This window comes from Allobrachymonas chironomi DSM 19884 (assembly GCF_000374625.1).
Classification (GTDB): Bacteria; Pseudomonadota; Gammaproteobacteria; order Burkholderiales; family Burkholderiaceae_C; genus Brachymonas; species Brachymonas chironomi.
In genome coordinates this window covers 125,867-139,244 of record NZ_KB894768.1, presented here as the reverse complement: position 1 = coordinate 139,244, position 13,378 = coordinate 125,867, and the positions used below count along the sequence as shown (strand labels likewise).

Annotated in this window: 13 protein-coding genes; 7 read left to right on the top strand and 6 right to left on the bottom strand. The window is 66.2% G+C overall.

The features are described from left to right. Position 1: 1 nt before the first annotated feature. Positions 2-856, top strand: a complete 855-nt coding sequence (locus C513_RS0106645) for an adenosylcobinamide-GDP ribazoletransferase (protein ID WP_018715259.1) — start codon at positions 2-4, stop codon at positions 854-856. Continuing rightward, positions 853-1,464, top strand: a complete 612-nt coding sequence (locus C513_RS0106640; RefSeq protein ID WP_018715258.1) for a histidine phosphatase family protein — start codon at positions 853-855, stop codon at positions 1,462-1,464. Before C513_RS0106645 ends, C513_RS0106640 begins: the two co-directional genes overlap by 4 nt. Before the next feature lie 13 nt (positions 1,465-1,477). On the opposite strand, the gene C513_RS0106635 is transcribed toward C513_RS0106640, so the two are convergent. Both C513_RS0106635 and C513_RS0106630 read right to left on the bottom strand, forming a co-directional pair. Further along, a complete protein-coding gene (locus C513_RS0106635; protein ID WP_156816059.1) occupies positions 1,478-1,897 on the bottom strand; it encodes a hypothetical protein in 420 nt (139 codons plus the stop codon). A gap of 45 nt (positions 1,898-1,942) precedes the next feature. Then, positions 1,943-2,572: a hypothetical protein gene (locus tag C513_RS0106630; RefSeq protein ID WP_018715256.1), complete on the bottom strand. Its 630-nt coding sequence runs from the start codon at positions 2,570-2,572 to the stop codon at positions 1,943-1,945. Between the two features lie 174 nt (positions 2,573-2,746). Here C513_RS0106630 and C513_RS0106625 point away from each other — a divergent pair, with 174 nt between their 5' ends. Both C513_RS0106625 and queC read left to right on the top strand, forming a co-directional pair. Continuing rightward, positions 2,747-3,694, top strand: a complete 948-nt coding sequence (locus tag C513_RS0106625) for a 5'-nucleotidase (protein ID WP_018715255.1) — start codon at positions 2,747-2,749, stop codon at positions 3,692-3,694. Further along, complete coding sequence (gene queC / locus C513_RS0106620) at positions 3,691-4,446, top strand: 7-cyano-7-deazaguanine synthase QueC (protein ID WP_018715254.1); 756 nt, start codon at positions 3,691-3,693, stop codon at positions 4,444-4,446. Before C513_RS0106625 ends, queC begins: the two co-directional genes overlap by 4 nt. Before the next feature lie 57 nt (positions 4,447-4,503). On the opposite strand, the gene C513_RS0106615 is transcribed toward queC, so the two are convergent. Further along, complete coding sequence (locus C513_RS0106615; protein WP_018715253.1) at positions 4,504-6,321, bottom strand: ABC transporter ATP-binding protein/permease; 1,818 nt, start codon at positions 6,319-6,321, stop codon at positions 4,504-4,506. Further along, positions 6,318-8,321, bottom strand: a complete 2,004-nt coding sequence (locus C513_RS0106610; protein WP_018715252.1) for a lytic transglycosylase domain-containing protein — start codon at positions 8,319-8,321, stop codon at positions 6,318-6,320. The genes C513_RS0106615 and C513_RS0106610 overlap by 4 nt, the downstream gene beginning before the upstream one ends. Before the next feature lie 132 nt (positions 8,322-8,453). Here C513_RS0106610 and C513_RS0106605 point away from each other — a divergent pair, with 132 nt between their 5' ends. Next, positions 8,454-9,053, top strand: coding sequence for a 5-formyltetrahydrofolate cyclo-ligase (locus C513_RS0106605; protein ID WP_026320627.1), 600 nt, complete (start codon positions 8,454-8,456; stop codon positions 9,051-9,053). Between the two features lie 71 nt (positions 9,054-9,124). On the opposite strand, the gene C513_RS13665 is transcribed toward C513_RS0106605, so the two are convergent. Continuing rightward, positions 9,125-9,607, bottom strand: coding sequence for a glycine zipper 2TM domain-containing protein (locus C513_RS13665; RefSeq protein ID WP_018715250.1), 483 nt, complete (start codon positions 9,605-9,607; stop codon positions 9,125-9,127). A gap of 113 nt (positions 9,608-9,720) precedes the next feature. Beyond that, positions 9,721-10,392, bottom strand: coding sequence for a DedA family protein (locus C513_RS0106595; RefSeq protein ID WP_018715249.1), 672 nt, complete (start codon positions 10,390-10,392; stop codon positions 9,721-9,723). Positions 10,393-10,492: 100 nt separating this feature from the next. On the opposite strand from C513_RS0106595, the gene mutL reads away from it, so the two are divergent. Together mutL and miaA are read left to right on the top strand one after the other, a co-directional pair. Then, positions 10,493-12,361, top strand: coding sequence for a DNA mismatch repair endonuclease MutL (gene mutL, locus C513_RS0106590; protein ID WP_018715248.1), 1,869 nt, complete (start codon positions 10,493-10,495; stop codon positions 12,359-12,361). Between the two features lie 2 nt (positions 12,362-12,363). Beyond that, complete coding sequence (miaA, locus tag C513_RS0106585) at positions 12,364-13,359, top strand: tRNA (adenosine(37)-N6)-dimethylallyltransferase MiaA (protein ID WP_018715247.1); 996 nt, start codon at positions 12,364-12,366, stop codon at positions 13,357-13,359. Positions 13,360-13,378 lie beyond the last annotated feature (19 nt).

Genomic DNA, 13,378 nt, shown 5'->3' with positions numbered 1-13,378 from the left:
GATGAGCGAGTTTGCGCGCAACCTGCTGCTGGCGCTGCAGTTCTTCACCCGGCTGCCGCTACCGGCCAGCCTGGCTGCCTGGGCCGATTTCAGCCCGGCGCGCATGCGGGCCGCGCTGGTGCACTTTCCGGCCATCGGCTGGCTGACCGGCTCGGTGGCAGTGCTGGTCTATCTGCTCGTGCTCTGGCTCTGGGGCTCTCCGGTCATGCTGATGGCCTCGTCCAGCCTGCTGATGGCGCTGGCGGCCCTGCTCAGCACCCTGGCCACGATCTGGCTCACCGGGGCGCTGCATGAAGATGGCCTGTCCGATGTGGCCGATGCCCTCGGCGGTCACGCCAGCCCGACGCGCGCGCTCGAAATCATGAAGGATTCGCGCGTTGGCAGCTATGCCGTCATCACGCTGGGCATGACGCTGCTGCTCAAGGTGCTGCTGCTGGCCAGTCTGGGCGTGCTGCAACCCGGCGTGGTGCTGGCCAGCCTGCTGTGTGCCCATGTGGTGTCGCGCTTCTTCCCGCTGCTGCTGATCAACGCCCTGCCCCATATCGGCCTTGATCAGCAGTCCAAGACCCTGCGCATCACCGGCGGCCTGCAGCAGGTATCGGTCTGGAGCGCCGCCCTCTGGTGCCTGCCACTGGCGGCTTTCTACTACGTTACCGGCCAGGGCGCCTGGACGCTGGCCATTCTCGGCAGCGCCACCATCGCCAGCGGCATCGCCGCCGCCCTGATGGGCTGGTGGTTCCGCCGCAGGCTGCAGGGCTTTACCGGCGACTGCCTGGGGGCCACGCAGCAGGTCTGCGAGCTGGTGTTCTACGCTGCCAGCCTGACGGCCACGCTGTACGCGATGGCGCACGCATGACACGGCTGCCTGAGCAGCCCTGGTGGTTGTTGCGGCACGCCACGCCGCTGGTGGATGCCGGCATCTGCTACGGCCAGCTGGATGTGCCGGCCGATGCCGCCGCAACCCGGCGCAGCGCCCATGCCTTTCTGGCGGCCTTGCCAGCCCTGTCACAGCCGCTGCACATCGTCTCCTCACCGGCACGGCGCTGCCGGCAGCTGGCACTGGCATTGCAGCAGCAGGCGGAGCAGGCCGGCATGGCCACCCTGCCGCGCGTCGATACACGCCTGCAGGAAATGCATTTCGGCAGCTGGGAAGGCCGCCCCTGGAGCGCCTTGCCCGCCCGCGAATGGGAGCACTGGATGGCGGATTTCGGCGGCTGGCACGCTGGTGGCCATGGGGAATCCCTGCACGATTTCATGGCACGGGTACAGGCTGCCGCACGCCAGCATCAGTCCCTGGCAAGCGCCCCGCCCACCGTCTGGGTCACCCACGCCGGTGTCATGCGCATCATGCACCTGTGGCAACACGGTGTGCTGCGCGTGCATCACGCGCACGACTGGCCCCGGCAGGGCGCGACCGATCCGGGCGGCTGGCTGCGCATCGGCCAGCCCGCTGCGGGCATCTAGGTCTTTGAGGTCTTTACTGCGCTGCCGAAGCGTCTTCCAGCGGCGGCAGGGCCTCGCTGGCATCCGGTAGCGGCGCTTCCGCTGCGGCATCATCCTGCTGCGGCATGGGCTGTGCTTCCGGCTGGTGGCGCTGCAGCTCCACCCCGCCCGGCGCCACAATCGCCCCTTCCTGCTGTCGCGCCGGATCCGCCTGTCCCTGCAGCGGCGGACGACCGGTCAGCTCCTCGGTCTGGGCCGAGGCATCCAGCGCCGCTGCCGATGCCGCTCCGCCATGGACGGTCAACTCGGCCGCCCCGTCTTCACGCACCGGCGAGCCATCGCTGCCGGCACCACGGCCCAGCCAGATACCGGCCAGCACGGCAAACAGCACCAAGGCAACAGCCGCCAGCAAAAGAAGGCGGCCACGGGAAGAACGGGAAGATCGGGATTGCATGGGTTTCGTACGGGATCAGCGGGTCAGCCCGCCTGTCCGGCTCCTTCAGTTGCCAAAAAAGATATCCACCTGCGCAGGCTCACGGCTGGTGTGCATGGCGCGGGACGGCGTCCGCACCAGCGCTGGCGGCGGTGCGTCCATGGCGGCGATGTCCATGGCCGATTGCAGCGGCGGCAGCGGGCGTTCCGGCATGCCCCGCTCCTGCGCCATCATATCGCGACGGATCTGCTCATCAAGCGCATTCAGCTCGGCCTGCAGCTCCGGGTCCATGCCGGCATCCAGCGGATCGACGATCTTGCCGTCCGGTCCCAGCTCGTGTACCAGGCCTTCTTCGTCAATCACGATCTGGCTGCGCGCCGCGGCTTCCGCCAGATAGGAATGGCCTGTGCCCCCCATGCTGACAGACGTCCCCTTGCCGACTAGCTCGCGGCTTTGCGCATGCTGATCCATGCCGGCTCGCAGCGGCGCTTCACCGGCCAGGCCCTGGTCAAACTCGGCACGCACATGCGGCCCCTGGGAAATACCCGTGCCCAGCATGTTGCCACCCACATAACCGACCAGACCGATCGTCGCGACCGCCAGCACGGCCCACAGCCAGCCCCAGCCGGCGTGGTCGGCAGAATCGGATGCCGCAGGCTGCTGCGTACCGGATGCTTGGCGAAATGGCGTTTTCATGATCTTCTCCTGCAGGTGCGGACCTAGCCCTGTTGATGGCCTTACCTTACGCCCGGTGCCTGCCACCGGCTGTCAGACAAGAGCGCATGCTCCTGCCAGTGCCGGCTGCAGGTATCATCGCACAAGCTGCATGCTTCGCGTGCAACCATTCATTTCCTTGCCAGGATTCCGCCCATGCCCGCATCCCTCGAAGGCCAGCTCGTCGTTGCCATTTCCTCGCGCGCCCTGTTCAATCTCGAAGAAGAAAACCGCCTGTTCGAATCCGGCGACACCCAGGGCTACATGCAGGCCCAGCTGGACCGCCTGACACAGACTGCCGAGCCCGGCGTGGCCTTCTCGCTGGTACGCAAACTGCTCGCCTTCAACCAGGGCGAGCAGCGCCGCGTCGAGGTCGTGCTGCTGTCGCGCAATGACCCGGTCAGCGGCATGCGCATCTTCCGCTCGGCACAGGCGCATGGCCTGAGCACTATCGAGCGCGGCGTGTTCACCCAGGGAGCCGATCCCTTCCGCTATCTGCGCCCGCTGGGAGCCCACCTGTTTCTTTCAGCCAATGATCACGATGTGCGTCAGGCGCTGGCACTGGGCTTTCCGGCGGCGCGCGTCTCCACCGAGTCCATGCGCGCCGGCGACCGGCATCCGCACGAAGTCCGCATCGCCTTTGACGGCGATGCCGTGCTGTTCAGCGACGAGGCCGAGCGCGTCTACCAGCAAAACGGCCTGCCTGCCTTCCAGCGCCACGAGATCGACAAGGCCGAACTGCCGCTGCCACCCGGGCCGTTCAAGCCGTTCCTGGACGCGCTGCACCAGCTGCAGCAGGCCTCGCGCCAGAGTGATGCGCCCATGCATATCCGCACCGCGCTGGTCACGGCACGCAGCGCGCCAGCGCATGAGCGCGCGATCCGGACCCTGATGAGCTGGAACATCGCCGTCGACGAAGCCATGTTCCTCGGCGGCCTGCCCAAGGGCGGCTTCCTGCAGGAATTCGAGCCCGATTTCTTCTTTGACGACCAGACCGGCCATGTCAACAACGCCGCCGCACATGTCCCGGCCGGCCATGTCAGCAGCGGCATTGCCAACATGATTTCCGGCGAGACCGTGGTTTCCCTGCCTGCCTCGACATGAGCTCCCGGCTTCCCAACCTCTCCCATCGCAATGCCCTGGTGCTGTTCTCCGGCGGCCAGGATTCGGCCACCTGCCTGGCGCACGCGCTGCGCATCTATGGCCGCGTCGAAACCGTCGGCTTCGACTATGGCCAGCGCCACCGCATCGAGCTGGACGCGCGCCAGCAGGTGCTGCGTGCCTTCCGCGAGCAGTTTCCGCAGTGGGCCGGCCATCTCGGCGATGACCACCTGCTGGACGTGAACATCCTCGGCCAGATCAGCGACACCTCGCTCACGCGCGATACCGCCTTCGCCATGGAGGCCAGCGGCCTGCCGAATACCTTTGTGCCAGGCCGCAACCTGCTGTTCCTGACCCTGGCCGCCGCCCTGGCCTACCGGCGCGGCATCGATGTGCTGGTCACCGGCGTCTGCGAAACCGACTACTCCGGCTACCCGGACTGCCGCGACGACACCATGAAGGCGATGCAGATCGCGCTCTCGCTCGGCATGGACAAGCGCCTGCTGATCGACACCCCGCTGATGTGGATCGACAAGGCGCAGACCTGGCAGCTGGCGCACGATCTGGGTGAAGGCTCCGGCACGCCCGATGGCGGCCGGCAGCTGGTGGAGCTGATCATCGAGCACAGCCACACCTGCTACCTGGGCGACCGGGAGCATCGCCATGACTGGGGCTACGGCTGCGGCAGCTGCCCGGCCTGCGAGCTGCGTGCGCGCGGCTACCAGCTCTGGATGCAGGCACAGGCCGCCGCCTGATCGCTTGCCGGAAACAGCACGGGGAGCCAGCGGCTCCCCGTTGTGCTGGCAGCGAGCTCAGCCGGCCCGAGCCTGCCGCACGACAAAGCCCTCCTCCGCCGGCTCCAGCAGCCACAAGCCGTCGTGGAAAGCCGCCACGCTCTGCCGGTGCGCCACCGACAGCAGCCCACCGCCATTGCGACGCACCATGGCGATCAGCTCGTGATAAAGCAGCTCCTCGGTCGGGGCATCCAGAGCGCTGGTGGCCTCGTCGGCAAACACCCACTTCGGCTGGCGCAGCAGCGCACGCGCAATCGCCACGCGCTGCTGTTCGCCACCCGAGAGCTTGTGCCCCCAGTTTTCACGCTGTTCCAGCTGATCGGACAGATGCGGCATGCGCACGATCGCCAGTACGCGGCGGATCTCGGCATCGTCATAGGCATCTTCCTGCGCCGGATAGGCCAGCGCGGCACGCAGGCTGCCATGCGGCAGGTAGGGACGCTGCGGCAGGAACATGCTGTGCTCGGGCAGCTGCACACGGCCAAAGGCCAGCGGCCAGATACCGGCAATCGCGCGCAGCAGCGTGGACTTGCCGCTGCCGGACGGTCCCTGCACCAGCACCGTCTCACCAGGCTGCAACACCAGGCCATCGGCCTGCACCTGCAGCTTGCCGCTGGGCAACAGACACTGCACATGCTGCAGCTCCAGCCGGTTGCCGGCCACCACGTGTTCACGCGGTGCTGTCGGCTGCAGCCCGGTCGTCACCTGCCAGCTGTCGGCCACGCCCCGGTCAAAGGTGTTCAGACGCTCGGTGGTGGCACGCCAGCTGGCCAGCGCCGGGTAGGCATCGACAAACCAGCTCAGCGAATCCTGCACCTTGCCAAAGGCGGAAGAAATCTGGATCAGGTCCCCCAGCTTGATGGCACCGGCAAAATAGCGCGGAGCCGCCACCAGGAACGGGAAGATGATGGCCGCCTGCTGAAAGAAGGAGGTGAACCAGACCAGCCGCTTTTGCGCCTTGATCAGGCGCAGGTAGTTGCCCAGCACCGCACCGAAGCGGTTGTCCAGCTGCTCATGCGATGCCGGTTCGCCACGGTCCAGCGCAATCGGTTCGCTGTACTCGCGCACGCGCACCAGGTTGTAGCGAAAATCGGCCTCGCGCCACTCCTGCCAGAAATTCAGCCGGATCAGGATGCGGCCAATATAGTGCGCCATCACGCTGCCGATCGCGCAGTAGGCGATCGCGACCCACACCATATACCCCGGCAGCGTCCATTCCTGCCCTCCCAGGCTGAAGCTGAAGCTGCCCGACAGTGTCCACAGGATGCCAATGAACGACACCAGCGTCACCACCGAGTTCAGCAGCCCCATGGAAATGCCGAGCGAGCTGCCGGTAAAGCGTGCAATGTCTTCCTGGATCCGCTGGTCCGGGTTGTCCGATACCGTGGCACCCCCGCTTTGCCGCGCCAGTTCCAGATGGTAGTAGCGATAGTGCCCGAGCCACTTGTCCAGGTAGTTGCGCGTCATCCAGGCACGCCAGCGCAGGTCCAGCAGCTGCGTGATGTAGAACTTGTACACCGCCAGGATGATGGCGATCACCGCCAGCCAGCTGAAGCGGGCCATCTGGCTCCAGAACACCTCGACATTCTTGTCCTGCAAGGCGTTGTAGAACACGTTGTACCACTGGTTGAACAGCACGCTCATGTAGACCGTGCCCAGGTTCAGCGCCACGATCACCGCCAGCATGGCACGTGCCCGCCATTTTTCCTCGGAGTGGAAATACGGCCGGGCCAGTCGCCAGGCATCTTTCAGGAAGACGCCCCAGCTGCGGCCCGGGCCGCTCCAGGGATCAGGCAGCGTCTCTTCGGCCACCTCTGCCGTGCGGGTGCCGTTCATGCGCCACCATCCTCGCTCTCGATCACGCGCACGGTCCCCGAGGGCAACTCACGTGACAGGTCGGACACGCCGGGAAGCAGCGGCCCGACCTGCCCCAGGCGCTCGCGCAGCGACTGCGGCTGGCCGGTCAGCAGGATGGCGTAGTTGGTGCTGTTGGCCAGCACCTTCTTGATGTAGTCACGCGTCTCGCCAAACGGAATCGATTCGGCCCAGGCCGCGCCTTCCATCACCGGGCCGTTGCGCCAGCTGCGCGGGCGGCTCGGGCCGGCATTGTAGGCCGCCGTGGCCATCGGATAGGAGCCCTGGAAGTCGTCCAGCACCAGCTTCAGGTAGCCGGTACCCAGCTGGACGTTGGTTTCCAGGTTGTTGATCATCGAAGGAGCATACGAAATGCCGAGCTTGTTGGCGGTCCAGCGCGCCGTTGCCGGCATCACCTGCATCAGGCCTGAGGCCCCCACGTGCGAACGCGCGTTGGTGGCAAAGCGGCTTTCCTGGCGCACCAGACCATAGACATAGGCCGGATCCAGCCCGATATTGCGGCTGCGGCGTACCACCACCTCGCGGAACGGCATCGGAAAACGCTGTTCCATGTTGATCACGCCCTTGGTCCGGTCGCTGGTATTGATGCAGCGATCCCACCACTGCTGCTGGCAGGCCAGCTCGGCTGCGGCCAGCAGGTCGCGGTCGTTCATGCCGCCCGGCGTGTGCAGGTTGGTGGCGTAGTTCCATTCGCGCGTGGCTTCGCTGGTCAGCCCCATGTTGCGCGCATACTGGGCGCGCTGCAGGCTCGGATTCGCGCGTGCCTGCGCCAGCTCGGCGCTGCCCGGGCGGGCATCGCGCGGCCGCGTGATGCGTTCGCCCAGCGCCTCGGTCGCCAGCATCTCGTAAAAGCCCTGGTTGCCGGCAATGCTGCGGTACAGCTGCTCGGACTGGCGATCCGCACCACGGCCATGCAGGCCGCCCTGCAGCGCACGCGCCTTCCAGTAGACCCAGACCGGCTGCTCGCGCATGGCCGGCGTCATCGCATCGATCGCCTGACGCACCTGCGGCCAGTAGCCGGTGCGCAGCGCCGAACGTGCCATCCACTCCAGGTCGTCATCCAGCAGGTCATGCAGATCGCGCACCTGGCTGTAGTAGTTCATCGACTGGCTGTCCAGATCCAGCACCGCCTGCTTGCCGATCTCGCCCCAGACGGTATTGCGCTGACGCGCATTGAGCCGGCTGGACCAGCCCTCGTGCATCAGCTGGGCCGCACGCTGCGGCGTGCTGTTGGCCACGCGCAGCAGGGCCAGCACGGCCAGCTCACCACCGCTGCGCGAACTGCTGTCCAGCGTCGCCAGAAAAGCCGCCGGATTGGCAAACAGCGCCGACAGCTGGCTGGCCGCTGCCGGATCGACAATCGCGACCGCACTGCGTGCCGCAGCCTGGCGATTGTTTTCCGTGGCCAGACGCGCCCGATGCCAGATGTCCTCGGCCTTCACGGTGCCGCTGGCGTAGAGCTGGCCCGCTGCAAAATTGCAGGCCTCTTCATCATTCCGCTGCGGATACCAGTTCTCGCGCAGCATCTCCACCGCCGAGGCAGCGCGCTCCGCCCCCGACACCTGTGCATAACAGCGCACATTGCGGTCATCGCGCATGCGGAAGGCCGGATAGTAGCGGTTGAAAGCCTGAAAATCGCGGTTCTTGCCCAGCTGCAACAGCCAGTCGTTGCGCAGGCGATCCTCCTGGTAGCTGCCGGCATAGCGCTGCAGGAAGGCATCCACCTCGTAGGGCTGCGCCGTCTGCAGGCGCGCGCTCAATTCCCAGTAGGCCGCCCAGGGCTCCAGCGGGTGGCCCATGGCCTGCGGCAACAGGCTGCCCAGCGTGGCCGTGTCCTTGCGGCGGAAGGCATTGGCCATGCGCTGAATCACGTCATCGCTGGCCACGCCCAGCGCTGCCGGCGCCGACGGAATGCGCACCGTGCGGCCACTGCCTTCGCGCACGCTGCCGGCAATATCCATGTTCTCGTCCTGATACTGCGCCTGCGACGAATGGCATGCCAGGCCAAGGGCCAGGCATGTCACAATAAGCCGGAACGGGCGGCGGGCATCGGCTGCGGAAGAAGGGATTGTTCTGGTTTGCATGGGGCCATTATGGATAAAAAATCTGACAAACAATCGTTGCGCCAGCGCCTGATCGCGGAAAGACTGGCACTGCCCAACCGGCTCATCCTGTCCGAGGAGTTGCAGCGTGTCATGCGCTTCTGGCTGATGGGCCGCGAAGACACCGTCATCGGCGCCTACTGGCCGATCAAGGGAGAATTCGACCCGCTGCCGGCACTGCACCGCTGGAAGGAAGACGGCGAACTGCTCGAAGAACCCCAGCTGCGCCGCATCGGCCTGCCGGTGATCGACAAGCAGACCAAGACCCTGTCCTTCCACGCCTGGTACCCCGGCTGCCCGATGGAAGAAGACGCCTACGGCATCCCCAAGCCCAAGGACACCGAGGAAATCGTGCCCACCCTGCTGTTCGTGCCCTGCGTCGGCTACGGCCCGGGTGGCTACCGCCTGGGCTACGGTGGCGGTTTCTATGACCGCACCCTGGCCTCGCTGCAACCCAGGCCGTTTACCGTCGGCCTCGGCTTCACCCACGGCTACCTGGACGATCTCGAACCGGCCGAGCATGACATCCCGCTCGATGCCATCCTGAATGACAACGGCGTGGTCTGGCCGATCAACGGCCTGCCGGTCTGACAGAAAAAAGGCTTCTGCACACTGCAGAAGCCTGTTTCCTTCAGCCGGTCAGCAGCACCGGCCCGGATGTATCAGCGATACAGCTCGTTGCCCACCACGCGCACGCGGTCGCCATTGCGCACGCCCGGATCCACGCTGTAGTCAAAGTTGCGAACAGCACCGTTGTCCTGACGCACCGTCACGCGGTACATCGGCTGGCTGCCCCAGTTACCGTTGTTGCGGTCAATCTGGCGGCCGATCAGCGCACCACCAATCACGCCAGCCACACGCGCCACATCCTTGCCACGGCCATCACCAATCTGGTCACCAGCCAGGCCGCCCAGCAGGCCGCCGATCAGGGTGCCGGCAATGCCGTCACCACCAGCTTGCGTGCCCTGGGCAAAGTAGCGCACATCGGTCACCGTGGCGTACTGCTGCGTGACCGTGCTGCCCGCGCCCACACCTGTGGTGTTGCCACCCAGCGGCGTGTTGTAGGCGGTGCCACAAGCCGTCAGCGTCAGGCTGGCGGCAGCGATGCCCAGGCCAATCCAGGTCTTGCGTTGTGTGATCTTCATGAGTCCCTCCTGTTATTCTGGTTGCTGCCAGTCACTTGCGACCGGCACGCAGCCATCATCCCACGAAGCGGCATGTCCGCATTGTGAGAGTTGTATGAAGATCCAGACGATTGTTACCGGGTGCTGCCGGCCTGCGTCACCTGGGCCTTCTCGGCGCGCCCGGCTTTCCAGGCCCCGTACAGCGCGATCAGGCCCGGCACCAGGATCAGCCCCCAGATGATGATCTGCAGATTCTGCTGCACCCACGGAATATTGCCGAACAGATAGCCTGCCACCACGATGCCGCCAACCCAGATCGTCGCCCCCAGCACGTTGTAGAAGGTGAACTTGGCCCGGCTCATCTCGGCCACTCCAGCGACGAACGGCACAAAGGTGCGGATAAACGGCATGAAGCGCGCCAGCACGATGGTGATGCCGCCATAACGCTCATAGAAGTTGTGCGCCTTGTCAAACGCCTTCTTGTTGAACAGGCGCGAATCTTCCCACTGGAACACCTTGGGCCCGAAATAGCGCCCGATGCTGTAGTTGCACTGATCCCCCAGCACCGCTGCCACCCACAGCACCGCCATGGCAATCCACAGATCCAGATGGCCGGTACCGGCCAGCGCGCCCACGATGAACAGCAGCGAATCGCCCGGCAGGAAAGGCATGATCACCACCCCGGTCTCGACAAACACGATCAGGAACAGCAGCCCATAGACCCAGTTGCCGTACTGCTGCACGAATTCGAAGATATGGCGGTCGATATGAAGAATGAAGTCGATCAGGAATCCGATGATTTCCATGCTGGGGTCCGGCAATGTATGTGGCGATGCAGCATTATCGCAGCATGCCCCCTTCCCGACACAGGCTGGCTACAATGCCCCGATACCTTTTTTGTCCTCCATGTCTGCTGTCCCCCACCCTACCATCCAGGCCCTGCCCGACGAACTGATCAGCCAGATCGCCGCTGGTGAAGTCATCGAGCGTCCGGCTGCCGTCGTGCGTGAACTGCTCGACAATGCCCTCGATTCCGGCGCGCGCCACATCACCGTGCGACTGCAGGCTGGCGGCATCCGCCTGATCGCGGTCGAGGATGACGGCATCGGCATCCCGTCCACGCAGCTGCCACTGGCGATCCAGCGTCACGCCACCAGCAAGATCCGCAGCCTGCACGATCTCGAAGCGGTCGAAACCATGGGCTTCCGCGGCGAGGCCCTGGCTGCCATCGGTTCCGTCTCCGAACTCAGCCTGCTCTCCGCCACCGCCGATGCCGAACACGCGCATTTTCTCGATGCCCGCAGCGGCGAAGTGCGGCCGGCAGCGCGCCAGCGCGGCACCTCGGTCGAGGTGCGCGAGTTGTTCTTCAGCACGCCGGCGCGCCGCAAGTTCCTGAAAAGCGAAACCACCGAACTCGCCCATTGCCTCGATGCCGTGCGCCGCCACGCGCTGGCGCGTCCCGATGTCGCCTTCACGCTCTGGCACGACGGCAAACTGCTGGAACAGTGGCGCGCCGCCGACGCCGAACGCCGCATGGCCGATGTCCTCGGCGATGCCTTCATCGAACAAAGTCTGGCCGTCGATTACGAGATCCAGACCCCGGGTGGCCCCTTGCGCGTGCAAGGCCGCTGCGGCCTGCCCGACCACGCCCGCTCGCGCGCCGACCAGCAATACGCCTACGTCAACGGCCGCTACGTGCGTGACAAGGTGATCGCGCACGCCGCCCGCAACGCCTACGAGGACATACTGCACGGCCAGCGCCAGCCGGTCTATGTGCTCCATATCGGGATTGATCCGCTGCGCGTGGATGTCAACGTGCACCCGACCAAGATCGAGGTCCGTTTCCGCGACAGCCGCGAGGTGCACCAGGCCGTGCGCCAGGCACTGCAACAGGCACTCGCCCCGTCTCGCGCCGGTCAGGCCGATGGCGGCAGCAACCCGCTGCAGCTCACGCCGCCACCCGGCCTGCCACTGAGCACCAGCGCCATGCCCGCCTGGCGACAACAGGGCATGCCGCTCAACCCCTACCAGCCCGATGCCCGTTCCGGCCCCTACCGCGACCAGCTGCAGGAAGGCATCGCCCCCTGGGCCATGCTGTCCCCGGCCGATCCGGCAACCCCCGCCAGTCCGGCCATCGGCACGGCAGCGACCACGGACGTCAGCCCGCAACCGCTGCCCGACACCCACGACCAGTGGCCACTGGGCCGCGCCGTGGCGCAAATCCACGGCGTCTACGTGATCGCCGAAAACGCCTTCGGCATGGTGCTGGTCGACATGCATGCCGCCCACGAGCGCATCGTCTACGAACAGCTCAAGCAGCAACTCGATCAGGCCACGCTGCACAGCCAGCCACTGCTGATTCCGGCGACCTTCGCCGCCACGCCGCAGGAAATCGCCGCCGCCCAGGACTACGCCGACGTGCTGGCGCAACTGGGGCTGGAAGTCTCGCTGCTGGCCGCCCGCACGCTGGCGGTGCGCTCCGTCCCCACCCAGCTTGCCAGCAGCGACCCGGTGGAGCTGGCCCGCCAGGTGCTGGACGAGCTGGCACGCCACGACGCCAGTACCGTGCTGCAACGCGCCCGCAACGAGATCCTCGCCACCATGGCCTGTCACGGCGCGGTACGCGCCAACCGACGCCTGACCCTGGAAGAAATGAACGCCCTGCTGCGCCAGATGGAAGCGACCGAACGCGCCGACCAGTGCAACCATGGCCGCCCCACCTGGCGTCAGCTCGGCATGCGCGAACTCGACGCCCTGTTCCTGCGTGGCCGCTGACCATGACCGATGCCAGCCTCCCCCGCTATCTGGCGATTGCCGGCCCCACCGCCAGTGGCAAGACCGCCGCAGCGCTGGCGCTGGCCGAGCACGCACACCAGCACTGGCAGCTGCCGGTGGAAATCGTCAGTGTCGATTCCGCCCTGGTCTACCGCCAGATGGATATCGGCACTGCCAAGCCCAGCGCAGAAGAGCTGGTCCTGGCCCCGCATCACCTGATTAACCTGATTGATCCGCTGGAAAGCTACAGCGCCGCCCGTTTCGTCCAGGACGCCCGTGCCGCCATGCAGGCGATCCAGTCCCGTGGCCACCTGCCGCTGCTGGTCGGCGGCACCATGCTCTACTTCAAGGCTCTGTTCGAGGGTCTGAACGACATGCCCGCCACCGACCCGGCTATCCGGGCCCAGATCGAGCAGGAAGCCCTGCGCCACGGCTGGCCGGCGCTGCACGCGCGCCTGCAGCAAGTCGATGCCACCACCGCCCACCGCCTCGCCCCCAACGACAGCCAGCGTATCGGCCGGGCACTGGAAGTCTGGCACCAGACCGGCAAGCCCCTGTCACACTGGCACGCCGGCCAGGACAGCCGGCTCGGTGGCCACATGCCGCTGGCCCTGCTGAGCCTGGAGCCATCCGACCGTGGCTGGCTGCACCAGCGCATTGCGCTGCGCTTCGACGCCATGCTGGCAGCCGGTTTTGAAGCGGAAGTCCGCCAGCTGCGCCAGCGCGGCGATTTGGATGTGTCCCTGCCCTCGATCCGCTGTGTCGGCTATCGCCAGGCCTGGGAAGGCATGGACCAGGGCGAGCCGGTCGCCATCTGGCGCGAGAAGGCGCTTGCCGCCACCCGCCAGCTGGCCAAACGCCAGCTCACCTGGCTGCGCAGCATGCCCTGGCGGCAAACCATTGCCTGTGATCAGCCAGACGCCATCGGACAACTCATCCGGCATGCCGCCGATGCGCTGCAGAGGGAACCAGCATCAGCCTGGCCGGGCAGGAACTGACCCCTTCCGGCAGAGCGGG

Coding starts and splice junctions, on each gene's coding strand:
- C513_RS0106645 (WP_018715259.1), top strand. CDS start 2: ATGAGCGAGTTTGCGCGCAACCTGCTGCTGGCGCTGCAGTTCTTCACC.
- C513_RS0106640 (WP_018715258.1), top strand. CDS start 853: ATGACACGGCTGCCTGAGCAGCCCTGGTGGTTGTTGCGGCACGCCACG.
- C513_RS0106635 (WP_156816059.1), bottom strand. CDS start 1,897: ATGCAATCCCGATCTTCCCGTTCTTCCCGTGGCCGCCTTCTTTTGCTG.
- C513_RS0106630 (WP_018715256.1), bottom strand. CDS start 2,572: ATGAAAACGCCATTTCGCCAAGCATCCGGTACGCAGCAGCCTGCGGCA.
- C513_RS0106625 (WP_018715255.1), top strand. CDS start 2,747: ATGCCCGCATCCCTCGAAGGCCAGCTCGTCGTTGCCATTTCCTCGCGC.
- queC (WP_018715254.1), top strand. CDS start 3,691: ATGAGCTCCCGGCTTCCCAACCTCTCCCATCGCAATGCCCTGGTGCTG.
- C513_RS0106615 (WP_018715253.1), bottom strand. CDS start 6,321: ATGAACGGCACCCGCACGGCAGAGGTGGCCGAAGAGACGCTGCCTGAT.
- C513_RS0106610 (WP_018715252.1), bottom strand. CDS start 8,321: ATGGATATTGCCGGCAGCGTGCGCGAAGGCAGTGGCCGCACGGTGCGC.
- C513_RS0106605 (WP_026320627.1), top strand. CDS start 8,454: ATGGATAAAAAATCTGACAAACAATCGTTGCGCCAGCGCCTGATCGCG.
- C513_RS13665 (WP_018715250.1), bottom strand. CDS start 9,607: ATGAAGATCACACAACGCAAGACCTGGATTGGCCTGGGCATCGCTGCC.
- C513_RS0106595 (WP_018715249.1), bottom strand. CDS start 10,392: ATGGAAATCATCGGATTCCTGATCGACTTCATTCTTCATATCGACCGC.
- mutL (WP_018715248.1), top strand. CDS start 10,493: ATGTCTGCTGTCCCCCACCCTACCATCCAGGCCCTGCCCGACGAACTG.
- miaA (WP_018715247.1), top strand. CDS start 12,364: ATGACCGATGCCAGCCTCCCCCGCTATCTGGCGATTGCCGGCCCCACC.